At 66.9% G+C, this 15,801-nt stretch carries 19 protein-coding genes; all 19 read left to right on the top strand.

Annotated features, from left to right (window positions below; all coding sequences use genetic code 11):
• Nucleotides 1–177 precede the first annotated feature (177 nt).
• The 19 genes from arsQ to ureG all read left to right on the top strand — a co-directional run bounded on the left by arsQ (nucleotide 178) and on the right by ureG (nucleotide 15,801).
• A complete protein-coding gene (arsQ, locus tag ACOHWE_RS15125) occupies nucleotides 178–1,356 on the top strand; it encodes an arsinothricin export permease ArsQ (protein ID WP_420667549.1) in 1,179 nt (392 codons plus the stop codon).
• 30 nt (nucleotides 1,357–1,386) lie between these two features.
• The gene (locus ACOHWE_RS15120; RefSeq protein WP_420667548.1) at nucleotides 1,387–2,463 is read left to right on the top strand and encodes a methyltransferase domain-containing protein; all 1,077 of its coding nucleotides are present in this window, start codon (nucleotides 1,387–1,389) and stop codon (nucleotides 2,461–2,463) included.
• Between the two features lie 59 nt (nucleotides 2,464–2,522).
• Nucleotides 2,523–3,794 (top strand): arsinothricin biosynthesis radical SAM protein ArsL, encoded by a 1,272-nt coding sequence (arsL, locus tag ACOHWE_RS15115; protein WP_420667547.1) that lies wholly within the window; start codon nucleotides 2,523–2,525, stop codon nucleotides 3,792–3,794.
• Between the two features lie 29 nt (nucleotides 3,795–3,823).
• Entirely contained in the window at nucleotides 3,824–4,885 is a 1,062-nt protein-coding gene (locus tag ACOHWE_RS15110) for a hypothetical protein (RefSeq protein WP_420667546.1), read from the top strand.
• A gap of 34 nt (nucleotides 4,886–4,919) precedes the next feature.
• Complete coding sequence (gene argE / locus ACOHWE_RS15105) at nucleotides 4,920–6,086, top strand: acetylornithine deacetylase (protein ID WP_420667545.1); 1,167 nt, start codon at nucleotides 4,920–4,922, stop codon at nucleotides 6,084–6,086.
• A 61-nt stretch (nucleotides 6,087–6,147) separates the two neighbouring features.
• Nucleotides 6,148–6,981, top strand: a complete 834-nt coding sequence (locus ACOHWE_RS15100) for a phosphate ABC transporter substrate-binding protein (RefSeq protein WP_420667544.1) — start codon at nucleotides 6,148–6,150, stop codon at nucleotides 6,979–6,981.
• 71 nt (nucleotides 6,982–7,052) lie between these two features.
• On the top strand, nucleotides 7,053–7,892 hold the full coding sequence (locus tag ACOHWE_RS15095) for a PstC family ABC transporter permease (RefSeq protein ID WP_420667543.1): 840 nt from the start codon (nucleotides 7,053–7,055) through the stop codon (nucleotides 7,890–7,892).
• A gap of 1 nt (nucleotide 7,893) precedes the next feature.
• Nucleotides 7,894–8,745, top strand: coding sequence for a PstA family ABC transporter permease (locus tag ACOHWE_RS15090; RefSeq protein ID WP_420667542.1), 852 nt, complete (start codon nucleotides 7,894–7,896; stop codon nucleotides 8,743–8,745).
• Between the two features lie 84 nt (nucleotides 8,746–8,829).
• On the top strand, nucleotides 8,830–9,606 hold the full coding sequence (locus tag ACOHWE_RS15085; protein ID WP_420667541.1) for a phosphate ABC transporter ATP-binding protein: 777 nt from the start codon (nucleotides 8,830–8,832) through the stop codon (nucleotides 9,604–9,606).
• Nucleotides 9,607–9,626: 20 nt separating this feature from the next.
• Nucleotides 9,627–10,121 carry a GNAT family N-acetyltransferase gene (locus ACOHWE_RS15080; protein WP_420667540.1) on the top strand — a complete coding sequence of 165 codons (495 nt, stop codon included), beginning with the start codon at nucleotides 9,627–9,629 and terminating at the stop codon, nucleotides 10,119–10,121.
• A gap of 261 nt (nucleotides 10,122–10,382) precedes the next feature.
• Nucleotides 10,383–11,150 (top strand): urease accessory protein UreD, encoded by a 768-nt coding sequence (locus ACOHWE_RS15075; protein WP_420667539.1) that lies wholly within the window; start codon nucleotides 10,383–10,385, stop codon nucleotides 11,148–11,150.
• Nucleotides 11,151–11,152: 2 nt separating this feature from the next.
• Nucleotides 11,153–11,455, top strand: a complete 303-nt coding sequence (locus ACOHWE_RS15070; protein WP_420667538.1) for an urease subunit gamma — start codon at nucleotides 11,153–11,155, stop codon at nucleotides 11,453–11,455.
• 11 nt (nucleotides 11,456–11,466) lie between these two features.
• A complete protein-coding gene (locus ACOHWE_RS15065) occupies nucleotides 11,467–11,670 on the top strand; it encodes a hypothetical protein (RefSeq protein WP_420667537.1) in 204 nt (67 codons plus the stop codon).
• Nucleotides 11,670–11,975 (top strand): urease subunit beta, encoded by a 306-nt coding sequence (locus tag ACOHWE_RS15060; RefSeq protein ID WP_420667536.1) that lies wholly within the window; start codon nucleotides 11,670–11,672, stop codon nucleotides 11,973–11,975. Before ACOHWE_RS15065 ends, ACOHWE_RS15060 begins: the two co-directional genes overlap by 1 nt.
• A complete protein-coding gene (locus tag ACOHWE_RS15055; protein WP_420667535.1) occupies nucleotides 11,972–12,292 on the top strand; it encodes an antifreeze protein in 321 nt (106 codons plus the stop codon). The genes ACOHWE_RS15060 and ACOHWE_RS15055 overlap by 4 nt, the downstream gene beginning before the upstream one ends.
• Before the next feature lie 7 nt (nucleotides 12,293–12,299).
• The gene (ureC, locus tag ACOHWE_RS15050) at nucleotides 12,300–14,012 is read left to right on the top strand and encodes an urease subunit alpha (RefSeq protein WP_420667534.1); all 1,713 of its coding nucleotides are present in this window, start codon (nucleotides 12,300–12,302) and stop codon (nucleotides 14,010–14,012) included.
• 7 nt (nucleotides 14,013–14,019) lie between these two features.
• Nucleotides 14,020–14,550, top strand: a complete 531-nt coding sequence (ureE, locus tag ACOHWE_RS15045; protein ID WP_420667533.1) for an urease accessory protein UreE — start codon at nucleotides 14,020–14,022, stop codon at nucleotides 14,548–14,550.
• Complete coding sequence (locus ACOHWE_RS15040; protein WP_420667532.1) at nucleotides 14,522–15,187, top strand: urease accessory protein UreF; 666 nt, start codon at nucleotides 14,522–14,524, stop codon at nucleotides 15,185–15,187. Before ureE ends, ACOHWE_RS15040 begins: the two co-directional genes overlap by 29 nt.
• Nucleotides 15,184–15,801: an urease accessory protein UreG gene (ureG, locus tag ACOHWE_RS15035; protein ID WP_420667531.1), complete on the top strand. Its 618-nt coding sequence runs from the start codon at nucleotides 15,184–15,186 to the stop codon at nucleotides 15,799–15,801. Before ACOHWE_RS15040 ends, ureG begins: the two co-directional genes overlap by 4 nt.

Below are 15,801 nucleotides of genomic sequence, written 5' to 3'. Positions count from 1 at the left end.
TTAACGCCGCCTGTCAGGCGGCAGTAACGGTCTCCTGCATCTGGACCAGAAGAGGCGGGCGCCGCGGCTGGAACGCTGCGGGGCCAAGGGCGGTGCTGTGCCCGGAAGACGCCAAGGCTAGCGCAGGCGGACAAGGTGCGGGCGGCGTCTCTTCCCGCCCGTCAGGGAGTGTATCGCATGGCAGACCAAACCGCCGCAAAGGCAACGCCCGTCAGTCTCTGGCCAAATTGGCCGGTGCTGGTTTGGATGATCCTGATCACTCTTTTGATTGGCTTGGTCGCGGGCTTCAGCGCGGGGGAGATCATTTCCACCTTCAACAGCGGCTGGGGCTATGCGGCGGGGGAATTCGCGCTGATCCTCCTGCCCTCTTTCGCGATTGCCGCCGCCATAGACCGGCAGAAGATCGAGGTCCCGCAGACCCTGTCGGTTGGTTTTGCGCCAGTGGCGGGGGCCGGGATGATCTGTCCGGACACTGCCTACGCGGCGTTGTCGCCGATGGTGCAGACCCGCAAACTCTCGCTTGCGTTTGGCGCTTACGCGGGCTTCAAGCTGTTGTTTCCCGCAGGTCCCCTGATCGTCGCCACCAGCCTGGGTGTGGCCGATGCCCGTCTGCTGGCCTACTGCGCCGCGATTTTCGCGCCGGTCTGGGCCGCCGGGCTGATCTTTGGCCGCGTGATCGAGCGGCGCCTTGGCCTGGATAGCGGGCAGACCGGGCGCGGCGCGGGGACTGCCTCGCTGGAGCTCTTGTGGCCCTTTGCCCTCCTCGCCGGGCTGCTGGCCTGCGGTGCGCTTATGGACCTCGCCTTCAGCCCTTGGCTCGATTTCGCCACCAATCCCAAGGGCGCGCTGCTGCTGACCGCCGCGGCAGCGCTCGGCATGGTGCCGGCGGGGGAACGGCGGGGCTGCATCGATGCCGCCATCCGCCGCACCGGCTCGCTGCTGCTGATCATCGGGGCGGCAAGCGCCTTCAGCGCCTTTGTCACCGCGGTAGTGCCGGTAGCGGAGATATTCACTGCGCAGAACGGCGCCGCCGCGCTGCTCACCCTGTTTGCGATGACGGCGCTGTTCAAGCTCTTGCAGGGCTCCAGCATGTCCACCTTTGCCGCCGCGGGCCCCGTCGCGGTGCCGATTGTGGCGGCCTCGCAGGTTTCGCCGGTGGCGGCGGTGCTGGCGGTCTGCCTTGGTTCCTTCGTCGCGATTCTGCCCAACGACAGCTTCTACTGGCTGGTCCGCCGCAGCGCCCTGGCGGGGGAGCGCGAGATGAGCGCCACCGCGATCCTGGCCGGCGGCTCGGTGCTGCAGGCTTTCCTGGGCCTCGCACTGCTCCTCACCCTTCAGGGGCTTGCCCTGATTTGATCCACCTTTCCCAAATCCCGAGAGTTGACCATGGATATCAAGCAGGCCGTCTTGACAGGCTACAGTGACCGGATTGCCGCCGCCGATGGCGCGATGGGCGCCGAGGCGGCGCAGGTCTGCCGCATGAACGATCACGACCCGGCACTGTTGAAGAACGTGCCGCCGGAGATCATCGCCCGCGACTACGGCTGCGGCAACCCGGCCCGCTTCGCGCGGCCAGGCGACGTGGTGCTGGATCTTGGCAGCGGCAGCGGCAAGATTTGCTACGTCCTGGCCCAGATTGCGGGCCCTGAGGGCCGGGTGATCGGCGTCGACATGAACCGCGACATGCTCACCCTGGCGCGCCGCCATCAGGCGGGTTTTGCCACCGCCACCGGCCTCGACACCCTGCGCTTTGCTTGGGGCTCGATCGACGATCTCGCCAGCGACCTGGAGCAGGTGGAATCGCTGGTCGCCGGCCGCAGGCTGGAGGGGCTGGAGGATTATGCCGCGCTCCAGGCCGCTCTGCAGGACCAGCGCCGGAACGCCCCGCTAATTGCCGATGCTTCGGTGGATCTGGTGGTCTCGAACTGCGTCATCAACCTGGTGGACACGGCCAGCAAAGATAATGTGCTGAAGGAAATCTACCGGGTGCTGCGCCCGGGCGGGCGGATTGCGCTGTCGGACAATGTCTCCAACGTGGAGGTGCCGCGGGAGCTGCGGGACGACCCCGAGCTGTGGGTCGGCTGCTATTCGGGCGTCTACCAGGAGCAGGCCTTCTACGCGGCGCTGCGGGCCGCTGGCTTCACCGGGCTCACCGTGGCCGAACGCGCCGCGGTGCCGGAGAAGACCATCGGCAGTGTCACCTTCCAGTCGGTCACCGTGACGGCCGTCAAACCGCTGGCCGCCAGTCAGGAAACCGGGCAGACCCGGGAACTGCACCCGGTGATGTACAAAGGCCCCTGGGCTTCGGTCCGCGACGATGCCGGGGCCTTTCTGGTCAGCGGGGAAGTGACCCGCGTGGATGCAGCCACGGCTGAACGGCTGCGGCAGGAGCCCTACGCCGGGCAACTGCATTTCCCCGGCGATCCCGCAAAGCCCGCCCCCGCCGCAAGCTGCTGCAGCTGAAGCCTGCGCGCATCCCCGTTTTCTAAGCCATCGATTTCACGCCAAGGGAACTTCAGACCATGCCGTCCTCCATTCTCGTGTCCATTTTCGAAGGCGGCTACCAGCCGCTCAACGCTCTCACAGGGCTGGCCGCGCTTCGCAATGCCGGCCACGACACCGACTTCCTTGATGCCTATGTCGAGGGCTACGACATCGAGCGGCTGAAATCCTACGACACGATCATCTTTCCGGTGCCGCTCTACGACAGCCTGAACTCCGCCATCCAGCTCTCCAAGGAGCTGGACGCCGCCGGCTGCACCGCCGAGAAGGTGATGTTCGGGCAATATGCCACTATCAACGCCTCTTACTTGAGTGGCCGCTACGCCGACCACGTGGTGAGCGGCGAATGGGAGGTGCCGCTGGTCTCGCTGATGAACCGCAAGGCAGGCGCCCAGGAGCCGGTGGTGAACGTCTACAGCCACGCCGCCTCGCCCGAGCAGACGCTGCAGATGCTCAAGCTGCGCGGCACCATGGCGAAACCCCTGCGCCAGGCCGCGCCGCATCTGTCGAAATACCCGCAGCCGCACCTGACCAATCTGATGGGTGAGGAAAAGGTCGTCGGCGGCTTGGAGCTGACCCGTGGCTGCCACCACAAATGCACCTATTGCTCGGTCTATTCGGCCTACGACGGCAAGGTGCTGCTGGGCGATGTGGACCAGATCATCGAGGACATTGACATCCTGGTTGAGCAGGGCATGGAGCACATGACCTTCATTGATGCCGAATTTTTCAACGCCACCCGCCGCAGTTTCGACGCGCTGGCGCGTATTCATCAGCGCCACCCGGAGCTCACCTTCGATTTCACCACCCGCGTCGACCACATCCTGGAAAACCGCGACCGGCTGGGGGAGCTGCGCGAGCACGGCGTGCGCGTGATCACCTCGGCGCTGGAGTTTCCCAAGGAGGAGGTGCTGCAACAGGTCCGAAAGGAGGTCACGGTGGAGGATCTCAAAGAGTCGGTCCGCCTCGTGCAGCAGTCAGGCATTACGCTCAACCCAACCTTCATCATGTTCAACCCCTGGGTCGGGCTGGAAGATTTCCCCAGGTTCCACGACTTCCTGGCTGAGACCGGCATGGAGGAGGCGGTCGACCCCGTGCAGTACGAAACCCGCCTGCATCTCTACAAGGGCTCGCCGCTGCTGAAGAACGACAGCATCCGCGCGCTGCGGCTGGAGGAGCAGGAATTCCACTACGACTGGTTCCACCCGGACCCCCGCGTGGACGAGCTGTTCCGCGCCTCCGTCACGCCGGTGGAGGAAGGCCAGTTCAAGCGCTGCTGTCTGAAGTGCTGAAACGCGCTCGGTGAAAGAAGGGAACCGCGATGAAGAAGCTGGATGAACTGATCGCTAACGCTGCGAAACTGGCCGCAGCACAGCCGGCCCACGGCGAGACGCTGGACTGGAATGGCCAGGCCTTGGCCGGAACCGTGGCCGAATGGCAGCAGGCGCAGCTGTGCAAGCCGGGCCCGCGCCTTCTGATCGACGTGCCGGCCGCAGCGCTGGAGGGCTGTCCGGAGCCCGCCGCCAGCGCGCCCGCCTGGCTGGTCCAATCCACTGCGGCGGCGGCACAGGGTTTGGTCCTGCCGGAGGGCTGGCAGGTGTCGCAGCGGCTGCCCTCGGACCTCTTCACGCTGGAAGAGGCGCTCTTGGCCTGGCTGCCCAACGCGGGTTCGATGCTAGCTATCCAAGAGGCACTTTTGCAGCGGCAGGACCGGGAGGCCTGGATTCAAACGGGTGCGCTCCGGCAGGTCATGGCGCCTTTCCTGCTCAATACCACCTCGGGGAACCAGCTGCCCCTGGTGCTGGCGGAATGCGCCCGGGTGCTGGAGACAGGCGGCAGCTTTGAAACACTGGTCCTCGCGCCGGATGAGCCCCTGAGCGGCTCCCAGATTGTGTGCGAAGGTCACCTCTGCCGGCACTTTCCGAAGGAGGACGTGCTCGCGGACGTGCTGCTGCGCGCTGGCTTCCACGGGGTGACGCTGACCCCGCTTCTGGACCGCCCGGCGGTGATCACCGAAGGGGCCGAGCTGCGCGCCTTTGCGCTCAGCGCCTATACCGGCACCAAGGGCGTCTGCCTGGAGCAGGGCGATGCTGCAGTTTACCTCGGCCCCTGGTCGCAGGTGGCGGACGACGATGGCCATGTCTACCCCCGCGGCGTGCGCATCGCGGTCTGCGCGAAGACCGCCGCGGTTCTGCAGCGCCCGCCCTATGCCGGAAGTTTCGCCATTATCCCGGCCTACGGGCGGCCGCCCCTTGAGGAAGCCGCGCTGTTCGACTGCAGCCAGACCGCGGTGCGGCCGGTGGCGGAGACCAAGGGGCGCGCGCCGCTGGGCAGTTCCGGCAGGCTGGCCGCCGATTGTTCGGGCGGGGATTGCGGATGCTGAACCGCGAATACGCCGCAGCAGTCAGGGGGCAGGCATGACGCCGCTGGAAACGGCCACTGCGCTGCTGGCCAGGCTGGTCTCCTTTCCGACGGTTTCGATGAGCAGCAATCTGGAACTGATCGGTTTTGTGCAAAGCTACCTGTCCGACCACGGCGTCACCTGCACGCTGCTGCCGAATGCCGATGGCAGCAAGGCCGGGCTGATCGCAACCATCGGCCCCAGCGTGCCCGGCGGCGTGGTGCTGTCGGGGCATACCGATGTGGTCCCGGCGGAAGGGCAGGACTGGTCTGCCGATCCCTGGACTCTGCGCAGCGAAGGCGGCCGTCTCCTGGGCCGCGGCGCCTGTGACATGAAGGGGTTCTGCGCAGCGGTTCTCGCCATGGTGCCGCAGTTCCAGGCTGCGGACCTGAAACGCCCGGTTCACATCGTCTTCAGCTATGACGAGGAAATCGGTTGCTTCGGCGTCCAGCCCCTGATCGCGCATATGGCCGGAAACCTGCCGCCGCCGGAGGCAGTGATCGTGGGCGAGCCCACCGGCATGTCGATCGTGAACGGGCACAAGGGCACCTGGTCGCTGATGACCCGGGTGACCGGCTACGAGGTGCACAGCTCGATCTGCCATACCGGCGTCTCTGCCGTCATGGCCGCGGCGCGGCTGGTGTGCTGGCTGGAGGACCGGATGCTGGAAAACGCGCAACGGGCCAAGACCGCGGGGCAGGGGAGCGGGTTCTCGCCGCCGTACACCACACTGCACGCGGGCCGCATCAAGGGCGGCACGTCGGGCAATACCACCGCGGGCTACTGCAGCTTTCCTGCCGATATCCGGGTGATGCCGGAGGAAGACATGGACCGCTGGCTGTCGCGCTATCTCGACCGCACCAATTCGCTGCAGGCGGAACTGCAGAAAATCCGCTCCGAGGCGGGCATCACCGTGGAAGTGAAGGCGCGGGTGGCGGGCCTTGCCCCCGAAAAGGACGGCGCAGCGGAGGCGCTCGTGCAGGAACTCGCCGGCGGCTGCGCGGTCAGCCAGGCGGGATTCGGCAGCGAGGCCGGCCTGTTCCAGGAGGCAGGCTACTCCACAGTGATCTGCGGGCCGGGCGCGATGGCGCAGGCGCATCAGCCGGGCGAATATCTGGAGGCGGCGCAGCTGCAAGCTTGCCTCAGCTTCCTCGGCGCGTTGCCGCGCCGGCTCGCGGCATAAGTCCCAACGTGAAAGATTGTCCCGCAGGCGCGGGGTGCAAGGACCTGACAGGAGACACAAAATGAGAAGATCCCGACGCGTGTTCGCCCTCGCGGCTCTGGCTGGCGGACTGTTTGCTGCGTTCGGCAGCTCTGAAGGGCGTGCGCAGGGCGTGCCGGATATCCGCCTTGCAGGCTCCAGCACCATCGCCCCGGTGATGCTGGAAATCGGCAAGCTGTATGAGGCGGGCGAGGGCAAGGCGCGGATCTTTGTCGAAACCGGCGGCAGCAGCAAGGGCATCGCCGATCTGCGCAGGGGGCTGACCGATATCGCCATGGTCTCGCGCGAGCTGAAGCCATCGGAAGCGGATCTGACCGCACATGTCATTGCCCGCGACGGCATCGCCGCGCTGATCCATGCTGAGAACCCGGTGCAAGAGATCAGCCGCGCAGACCTCCGCGCCATCTTCACCGGAGAACTCACCAACTGGTCGCAGGCGGGCGGACCCGACCGGGAGATCATCGTGGTCTCCAAGGGCGAGGGCAGTGCCACATCGGTGGTGCTGAACACGTTCCTGGGGGTCACCGCGGATCAGATCCAAGGCGACCTGGTCGCCGCCGAAAATGCGCAGATGATCAAGACCGTGTCGCTCACCCCGGATAGCATAGGCTATGTCTCGATCGGGGCGGCGATGGTCGACATCGGCTTTGGCGTGCCGGTCAAACTGATCGCGCTGGGCGATGTGCCCGCAACGCTCGAGAACGTGGGCGATGGCAGCTACAAGGCGACGCGCCCGCTTAACCTGGTGACCACCGGTGCGGAAGCGGTGGAATTGCAGGAACTGGTGGGCTTCAGCAAGTCCGAAGCGGTCGGTGACATCATCCGCGATCTGTCCTACACGCCGGCCAGCCAGTGAACGCCGGAACTGCACATGCGGCAGAGGCCGGGCGTCCTGCCGGCAGGGCGCGGGTGCCGCTGGAGGAGCGCTTGCTGCACGTCCTGCTTGCTGCGGTCTTTGTCTTCGGCTGCCTCGCGGTGCTGGTGGTGGCCTGGGTTATCCTGCGCGGCGCGGCGCCGGCTCTCGCGGCGGTCCCGCCGCTGCAGTTCCTCACCGATCCGAACTGGTATCCCACCCGCGGGCTGTTCGACCTGAAGCCAATGCTCGCCGGCAGCTTGCTGGCCTCACTCGGGGCGGTGGCGATCGCGGCGCCGGTGAGCATAGCCGTGGCTGCGGCGATGCACTTCTTCCTGCCCCTTCTGGCCGCCGCGGCGCTGCGGCGCGGGCTGTTCGTGATGGCGGCGATGCCCACGGTGATTCTCGGTTTCTGGGGGCTGACTCAGGTGGTGCCCCTGGCCGCCCGCGTGGCACCTCCGGGCTTTGCCTTGATCAGCGGCATTCTGGTGCTGGCGCTGATGATTGTGCCCACGACTGCGCTGCTGATCGACACCGCTCTTGCAAAACTGCCGCGGCCGCTGGTGCACGGCGCGCTGGCGCTGGGCGCACCGCCTGGGCTTGCCTGTTTTGCGATGGCGCTGGTGGTCATCCGGCGCGCGGTCTTGTCGGCGGCGCTGCTGGGGCTCGGGCGGGCCCTGGGCGAGACCATCGTGGTGCTGATGGTGACCGGCAATAAGGCGGAACTTCCGCAAGGCCTGTTCGATCCGGTCCGAACCCTTACTGCCAACGTCGCGCTGGAGATGGGCTATGCCGAACCGCTGCACGGCTCTGTGCTGTTTCTGAGTGTTCTGATCCTGTTTGTGCTGGCCACTGGGATGGCACTCGCTATCGGCCTCCTCGATGCCGGGCCGACCACGCAGGTCGATGTCTGAGATGGCTGCCCCACCCCTCCACAAGCCCGGCCGCAGGCTGGCCGAACGGCTGACGGCGCTGGTTTTCTACGCCGTGAGCGCGGCCGTCTGCCTGATCTACGGCAAAATCGTGTTTGACATCGCACTGCAGGGGCTGGGAGAGCTCGGCCCCGCCTACCTGACCGAGGCGCCGCGCCATTCCGGCCGGGCCGGCGGGGTGTTGCCCATTCTGGTCTCGACTCTGGCGGTGCTGGGGGTCGCGGTTGCTGCAGCGCTGCCGGTCAGCTTGGCGCTGGCGCTCTTCGTGACCGAGTACCTGCCAGCCGGCTCGCGCGCGGTGCGGCTGTTCCGGGCCAGCATGCTGGTGCTTGCCAGCGTGCCCTCCATCGCCTTTGGCCTTTTCGGCAGCAGCTTCTTTGCACAGGCGCTGGGATTGGGCACCTCGCTCTTGACCGGCGGGCTCACACTGGCGGTAATGATCCTGCCGATCTGTGCCTTTGCCTTCGAGGAAGTGTTCCGGCTCCTGCCCGCAGGCTACCGCAGTGGCGCCTATGCGCTGGGTGCCGGCAAGGCGCGGTTCATCTGCCGCATTCTGATCCCCGCCTGCGCGCCGGAGATCGTGACCGTGCTGCTTCTTGGCAGCGGGCGGGCGCTTGCCGAGACCGCGGCGCTGATGTTCACCAGCGGCTATTCCGACCGGATGCCCGAAAGCCTGCTCGACCCGGGCCGGGTGCTGTCGATCCACATCTACGACCTCGCGATGAATATTCCGGGCGGCGACACGCGCGCCGCGGCCGCCGCGCTGCTGCTGATCGCGCTTTTTCTGCTAATCAGCTCGGCCGGGATGTTTTTTTCCACCCGCGCCAGACGCTGATCCAAGGGAGCTTGTCCTATGCTTTCACCTACTGCCCTCCGGGCCCGGCAGCCCGCCACTCCGGCATTGCCCGCGCCCCGCGCGTTGCCGGGCCTTCCTGTGCTGCAGGCCGAGGGCCTCACCGTCACGCTGGAGGGCCGTGATATCCTGCGCGATGTAAGCCTGACGCTGCACCGGAACGAAATCCTGGCGGTGATCGGCCCCTCGGGCTGCGGCAAGTCCACCTTCGTCACCACGCTCAACCGGATGATCGAACATACCTTGCCGGCAGCGCAAGTAACTGGGCGGATTTCTCTCCATGGCGCGCAGATCTACCCCTCCAGCGTGCCGCCTGCCGCGCTGCGCAACCGCATCGCCATGGTGTTCCAGCGCCCCAATCCCTTCCCGTTCTCGATCCGAAAAAACATGGAGTTTGCACTTAAAGCGGCAGGTGACCGTGACCGCGCGGGCTACGGTGCCAAGATCGAGACGGCGCTGCGCGCGGTTAACCTCTGGCGCAGCCTAAAGGACCGGCTGCAAGACCGCGCCACCAACCTATCCGGGGGGGAGCAGCAGCGGCTGTGCATCGCCCGCGCCCTGCTCAGCGACCCTGATGTGATCCTGTTCGACGAGCCTTGCAGCGCCCTCGACCCGATCTCCTGCACCGCGATCGAGCGGCTGATCCACGATCTGCGCCAGCGCTGCGCGGTGATCGTTGTCACTCACAACCTGGCCCAGGCACGCCGGATCTCGGACCGATGCGCCTTCTTCTGGCAGCAGGGCGGCACCGGCGTGGTGCTGGAAACCGGCCCGACGGAGATGATGATGACGGGCGCACAGAACGAAATCACCCGCGCCTATATCAACGGCGAATTCTGCTGAAGCAGGAAGAGGAAAGGAAGATGCCAACCATGCTGCGCGCCATCAGGCAGGCCCGGCCCGAGGACGCCGGAGCGGTCGCGGAGATCACCAACCGGATGATCCGCGAAACACTGATTACCTTCGCTTCGGAAGAAAAGACGGCAGAGCAGATCGCTGAAACCATAGAGGAGCGCGGGCCGCGGTTCCTGGTTGCGGATTTCGCAGGCCGGATCTGCGGCTTTGCAACATACGGCGCCTTCCGCAGCGGCAGCGGTTACCGCCACACCAGGGAACACAGCATCCAGCTCGCGCCCTTTGCACAGCGGCGCGGGCTAGGGCGCTCGCTGATGGCCTGCCTGGAGGAGGTCGCCCGGGGCGAGGAAGTGCATGTGCTGGTTGCGGGCATCAGCGGTGCCAACCCGGGCGCGATAGCTTTCCACGCCTCAGTGGGATTTGCCGAGGCCGGCCGCGTGCCGCAGGCGGGGCGCAAGTGGGATCAGTGGCTGGATCTGGTGCTGATGCAGAAGCAGCTGTGAGACCGCCCGGCGGCATGTTCCGTTTGGTCTCGCAGATGTCCTCCCCCTGCCTGTCTTTTAGCCAAACCGGTGCGGGGCTGCTGAAGATTTCGGCGCGGGTTCGGGCAAAACGCGCCAGCGCGCGGCCCGGCATAGTCTCTCCGCCTGCCGTCTGCTCAAAGATGGGGCCGAAGGATTCCGGGGGACCGCACCATTTCCGCCATCGCCACACCTGCTGTTCCACGCTCTGCCGCGGCGCAACCGCGCTCGCAGGGCGCGTTGTTGCTGTCGGTCAAGCAGGCAGGGCCGGGCTCGGGGCTTGACCGCTTCCGCAGCTCGGGCGCGATGAAGGCGCTGTTTCCGCGCCCGCGCGGCGGTGGCGTCGAGGCGATCCTGATTAATACCTCGGGCGGGCTGACCGGCGGCGACCGTATCGATGTGGAGGCGCGGGCGGGCCGGGGCAGCAGCCTCACGCTCACCACCCAGGCGGCCGAGCGCGCTTACCGGGCCAATACGGGCGAGGCCGTTGTCAGCACCCGGCTCGAGGCGGACTGCGGCGCCGAACTCATGTGGCTGCCGCAGGAATTGATTCTCTTCGATGGCTGCGCGCTGAACCGGAGCTTGGCCGTAGACCTGGCGCCGGATGCGCGTTTCCTGATGGCGGAGGCCGTGATCTTTGGCCGCGCTGCGATGGGCGAACAACTGCACAGCATCCGCCTGCGCGACCGGATCCGGATCAGCCGCGGCGGCGTGGCCGCGTACCGCGATGGCATGGACCTCAGCGGCGATGCGTTCACTCATATGGCGCGGCGGGCCATCGGTGCCGGGGCGGGCGCAATGTCGAGCCTGGCCTATGCCGCCCCGGATGCCGAAGCGCATCTCGCGCCACTGCGCCGCTGTCTGCCTGCAACCTGCGGAGTCAGCCTGCTGGCGCCGGACCTGCTTGTGGCCCGCTTGCTGGCGGCGGACAGCTTTGCGTTGCGCCATGTGCTCATCCCCATTCTCGACCGTCTCAGCTGCGGCCGGCTGCCTGCCTCCTGGAGATTGTGACAATGAACCTGACCCCCAGAGAAAAAGACAAGCTGCTGCTGGCGATGGCTGCCGAGGTGGCGCGCCGCCGCCTTGCACGGGGCGTGAAGCTCAACCATCCGGAGGCGGTCGCACTGATCACCGACGCGGTGGTGGAGGGCGCGCGCGACGGTCGTTCGGTGGCCGATATGATGGAGGCCGGCGCCGCGGTGATCACCTGCGCCGACTGCATGAAGGGCGTGCCGGAAATGATCCGCGAGGTTCAGGTCGAGGCCACCTTTCCCGATGGCACCAAGCTGGTGACCGTCCATAACCCGATCCGCTGAAGGAGACAGAGATGACCAAACCTGTTCACGCATGGATCGCCGCGGTTGCGGCCCTCACGGCCCCCGCAACCGCCCAGGCCCATGCCGGCGCGCATCTGCACCCTCACGCCGCGGGAAGCTGGCTGGCTGCCGCCCTTGTTTGCGGCCTCTGCTTGGCTCTTGCCGCGGTGGCGCTGCGCCGGGTCTTTGCATCGCGCCGGGCAGGGCGGCTCTGATGATCCCGGGCGAAGTCTTTCCCGCGCCGGGTGAGCTGACGTTGAACGAGGGCGCCCCGGTGCTCACGCTGATGGTGGCCAATACCGGCGACCGGCCGGTGCAGGTGGGCTCGCATTACCACTTTGCCGAAGCCAACCCGGCGTTGGACTTTGACCGGGACGCAGCCCGCGGCAGTCGGCTGAATATTGCCGCCGGCACCGCGGTGCGGTTCGAGCCGGGCCAGCGTCGTGAGGTACAGCTGATTGAAATCCAGGGTGGAAGGCGCATTTACGGGTTCAATCAACTGATCATGGGTGCGTTATGAAGTACGATTTTTACACCGATCCTTTCGCGATGCTGAAATTCCAGACCCAGGCCACCCTGATGGCAATGGAAGCCAGCGCGGTGATCTGGATGCGGGTCATGGGCTGGGCCGGGGTCTGGTCGGTCCTGCCCAGCGAGAACTCCCGAATGGTGACGGAAAAGCAAAAGGCCTTCCAGCAGGCCGGCACCAAGCTCGTCCTTGGGGCGATGCAGGGCCAGGAGGCCGCGAAGACCCTGTCCCAGGCGATCAAGCCGATCCGCCGCACCACCAAGTCCAACGTTGGCCGGCTGGCCAAACGCGGCCCGAAAAGGAAGTAGCCCGGAGATGCCTGCCACGATCAAACGCGCCGACTATGCCGCGATGTTCGGCCCCACCGTGGGCGACCGTCTGCGGCTGGCAGATACCGATCTCATCATCGAGGTCGAGCGGGACCTCACCGGGCCTTATGGCGAGGAAGTGAAGTTCGGCGGCGGCAAGGTGATCCGCGACGGCATGGGCCAGTCCCAGGCGGCCCGCGCAGAAGGAGCGGTGGATACCGTGATCACCAATGCGCTGATCGTGGATTACAGCGGCATCTACAAGGCCGACATCGGGCTGAAGGACGGGCGCATCCTCAAGATCGGCAATGCGGGCAACCCCGATACCCAGCCAGCGGTGGAGATCATCGTCGGCCCCGGCACCGAGGTGATCGCGGGCGAGGGCCGCATCCTCACCGCGGGCGGCTTTGACAGCCACATCCATTTCATCTGCCCGCAGCAGATCGAGGAGGCGCTGCATTCGGGCCTCACTACCATGCTGGGCGGAGGCACCGGGCCGGCCCATGGGACACTGGCCACCACCTGCACCCCCGGTGCCTGGCACCTTGGCCGCATGCTGCAGGCCGCGGACGCCTTCCCGATGAACCTGGCCTTTGCCGGAAAGGGCAATGCCAGCCTGCCGGCCGCGCTGGAGGAGCAGGTCCTGGCCGGCGCCTGCGCGATGAAGCTGCACGAGGACTGGGGCTCCACCCCCGCCGCCATCGACTGCTGCCTTTCGGTGGCCGATGCGATGGACGTGCAGGTGATGATCCACACCGACACGCTGAACGAAAGCGGCTTTGTCGAGCAGACGCTGGCGGCGATCAAGGGCCGCACCATCCACGCCTTCCACACCGAGGGCGCGGGCGGCGGCCATGCGCCTGATATCATCCGCATCTGCGGCGAGGACCACGTGCTGCCGTCCTCGACCAACCCGACGCGGCCCTTTACGGTCAACACGGTGGACGAGCATCTCGACATGCTGATGGTCTGCCACCACCTCGACAAGTCGATCCCGGAGGACGTGGCCTTTGCCGAAAGCCGCATCCGGCGCGAGACCATCGCGGCGGAGGACATCCTGCACGACATGGGGGCGTTCTCGATCATCGCGTCGGACAGCCAGGCGATGGGCCGGGTGGGGGAGGTGCTGATCCGCACCTGGCAGACCGCCGACAAGATGAAGAAGCAGCGCGGCCGCCTAGCCGAGGAGCAGGGCGGCAACGACAACTTCCGCGTCCGCCGCTATATCGCGAAATACACCATCAACCCGGCGATCGCGCATGGGCTCGCGCATGAGATCGGCTCGGTCGAGGAGGGCAAGCGGGCGGACCTGGTGCTGTGGGACCCGGCCTTCTTCGGGGTGAAGCCGGAGATGGTGCTCCTGGGCGGCAGCATCGCGATGGCACAGATGGGCGACCCGAACGCCTCGATTCCGACGCCGCAGCCGGTCTACTCGCGGCCGATGTTCGCAAGCTACGGCCGCTCGGTCGAGAACTCGGCGGTGACTTTCGTATCCGGCGCGGCGCTGGCCGATGGCATCGGCCACCGGCTCGGGCTCGCCAAGACGCTTCTGGCGGTGGAAAACACCCGAAACATCGGCAAGGCGGACCTGAAACTGAACAATGCAACTCCGAAAGTGGAGGTCCACCCGGAAACCTACGAGGTGCGCGCCGACGGCGAGCTGCTGAATTGCCAGCCCGCCACGGAACTGCCCATGGCGCAACGCTATTTCTTGTATTGAGGCGACTATGACAGAGCTTCCCATTGCCCAGACCCTGCTGCGCCAGCCCGAAGGCACCGCTGCCGATACCGTGACGCTGAGCTACGAGGCGCGTTTCCTGCGCCGCAAACGGCTGGTGGCGGATGGCGGTCTGGCCTTCCTCGTGGACCTGGAGCAGACCTCCTCGCTGGAGGAGGGCGATGCGCTGGAGCTGGCGGACGGGCGGCTCCTGAAGGTCCGCGCCGCGCGCGAACCGGTGCTGGAGGTGACCGGGCCCGACTTGCCGCGGCTCGCCTGGCATATCGGCAACCGCCACACCCCCTGCCAGATCGGCGCGGAGCGGCTCTTGATCCAGCGCGATCCGGTGATCCGGCACATGCTGGAACACCTCGGCGCCACCGTGCGGGAGGCCGACGAGCCCTTCACGCCGGAGGGCGGCGCCTATGGCCACGGGCGCACCCACGCGCACGAACACGGCCACAGCGCGCATCACCATGGCCACGACCACGGCCACCCGCACGCCAATGCCCATGACCATGCTGACGGCCACACCCATTGACACCCGGCTGCTGACGCTCACGCAGTGGCTGTCGCCGGCCTATCCGGTTGGCGCCTTCGCCTATTCGCACGGGCTGGAACAGGCGATCCGAGAGGGCTGGGTCCTGGATGCGGAGAGCCTCGGCGAATGGCTGGCGGAGATTGCCGCCTTCGGCAGCGGCCGGAGCGATGCCATCTGGATATGGCTGGCCTGGCGGGCGGAAAGCGAAGCGGACGCCTTGATGCTCGACGCCGAGGCCCGCGCCTATGCCGCCGCGGCCGAGCGGCTGCGGGAGGGCGCGCGCCAGGGGGAGGCCTTTGCGCGCGTCACCGCGGCTGTCTGGAACCTTGCGCTGCCGCCGATGCTCCTCCCCGTGGCGCTGGGCCGGGCCGCGCGGCTGATGGACCTGCCGCCCGAGGCGGTGGCGGCGCTCTACCTGCAAGCCTTCCTCGGCAACCTCGCTGCTGCCGCGCAGCGGCTGATGCCGCTGGGCCAGACCGATGCGCAAGGTGTGCTCGCCGGGCTCAACCAAACCTGTCTGCGCGTCGCGGCGGAAGCGGCAGGGGCGGGGCTGGAGGACATCTCCTCTACCGCCTTCCTGTCCGATATCGCTGCGATGCGCCACGAAACCCTGCAACCAAGGCTATTCCAATCATGACCAGAATGAACGGCCCCCTGCGCGTCGGCATCGGCGGTCCGGTCGGCGCGGGCAAGACCACGCTCACCGCGCGGCTGGCCGAGACCCTGAAGACCCGCTTCTCGATCGGCGTGATCACCAACGACATCTACACCCAGGAGGACGCCGAGGCGCTGATGCGGTTGCAGATCCTGCCGCAGGACCGCATCATCGGGGTGGAGACCGGCGGCTGCCCGCATACCGCGATCCGCGAGGACGCCTCGATCAACCTTGCTGCGGTGGCCGAAATGCAGGCGCGCCACCCGGACCTCGACATTGTGCTGATCGAAAGCGGCGGCGACAACCTGTCGGCGACCTTCAGCCCGGAGCTGGCCGACGTGACGCTCTACGTGATCGACGTGGCGGCGGGTGAGGAGATCCCGCGCAAGGGCGGCCCGGCACTGACCCGCTCGGACATTCTGGTGATCAACAAGACCGACCTCGCCCCGTATGTGGGGGCCTCGCTCGAAGTGATGCAGCGCGACGCCACCGCCGCGCGGGACGGGCGGCCATTCTTCCTTACCAGCCTGAAGGCGGGCGAGGGCGTGGCAGAGGTGACCGCCTGCCTCTGCGGAATTTCCGGCCTGCCGGGTTAA

Source organism: Cribrihabitans neustonicus, from assembly GCF_048820895.1.
GTDB classification, from domain to species: domain Bacteria; phylum Pseudomonadota; class Alphaproteobacteria; order Rhodobacterales; family Rhodobacteraceae; genus Cribrihabitans_A; species Cribrihabitans_A neustonicus.
This window is presented reverse-complemented; position numbering and strand designations above follow the sequence as displayed.

Bases quoted from the DNA above. Each gene is read 5' to 3' on its own strand.
- ACOHWE_RS15060 (WP_420667536.1), top strand. From the start codon at position 11,670: ATGATCCCGGGCGAAGTCTTTCCCGCGCCGGGTGAGCTGACGTTGAAC.
- ACOHWE_RS15110 (WP_420667546.1), top strand. From the start codon at position 3,824: ATGAAGAAGCTGGATGAACTGATCGCTAACGCTGCGAAACTGGCCGCA.
- ACOHWE_RS15090 (WP_420667542.1), top strand. From the start codon at position 7,894: ATGGCTGCCCCACCCCTCCACAAGCCCGGCCGCAGGCTGGCCGAACGG.
- arsQ (WP_420667549.1), top strand. From the start codon at position 178: ATGGCAGACCAAACCGCCGCAAAGGCAACGCCCGTCAGTCTCTGGCCA.
- ACOHWE_RS15120 (WP_420667548.1), top strand. From the start codon at position 1,387: ATGGATATCAAGCAGGCCGTCTTGACAGGCTACAGTGACCGGATTGCC.
- ACOHWE_RS15070 (WP_420667538.1), top strand. From the start codon at position 11,153: ATGAACCTGACCCCCAGAGAAAAAGACAAGCTGCTGCTGGCGATGGCT.
- ACOHWE_RS15080 (WP_420667540.1), top strand. From the start codon at position 9,627: ATGCCAACCATGCTGCGCGCCATCAGGCAGGCCCGGCCCGAGGACGCC.
- ACOHWE_RS15065 (WP_420667537.1), top strand. From the start codon at position 11,467: ATGACCAAACCTGTTCACGCATGGATCGCCGCGGTTGCGGCCCTCACG.
- ureE (WP_420667533.1), top strand. From the start codon at position 14,020: ATGACAGAGCTTCCCATTGCCCAGACCCTGCTGCGCCAGCCCGAAGGC.
- ureG (WP_420667531.1), top strand. From the start codon at position 15,184: ATGACCAGAATGAACGGCCCCCTGCGCGTCGGCATCGGCGGTCCGGTC.
- ACOHWE_RS15040 (WP_420667532.1), top strand. From the start codon at position 14,522: ATGACCATGCTGACGGCCACACCCATTGACACCCGGCTGCTGACGCTC.
- ACOHWE_RS15055 (WP_420667535.1), top strand. From the start codon at position 11,972: ATGAAGTACGATTTTTACACCGATCCTTTCGCGATGCTGAAATTCCAG.
- argE (WP_420667545.1), top strand. From the start codon at position 4,920: ATGACGCCGCTGGAAACGGCCACTGCGCTGCTGGCCAGGCTGGTCTCC.
- arsL (WP_420667547.1), top strand. From the start codon at position 2,523: ATGCCGTCCTCCATTCTCGTGTCCATTTTCGAAGGCGGCTACCAGCCG.
- ACOHWE_RS15100 (WP_420667544.1), top strand. From the start codon at position 6,148: ATGAGAAGATCCCGACGCGTGTTCGCCCTCGCGGCTCTGGCTGGCGGA.
- ureC (WP_420667534.1), top strand. From the start codon at position 12,300: ATGCCTGCCACGATCAAACGCGCCGACTATGCCGCGATGTTCGGCCCC.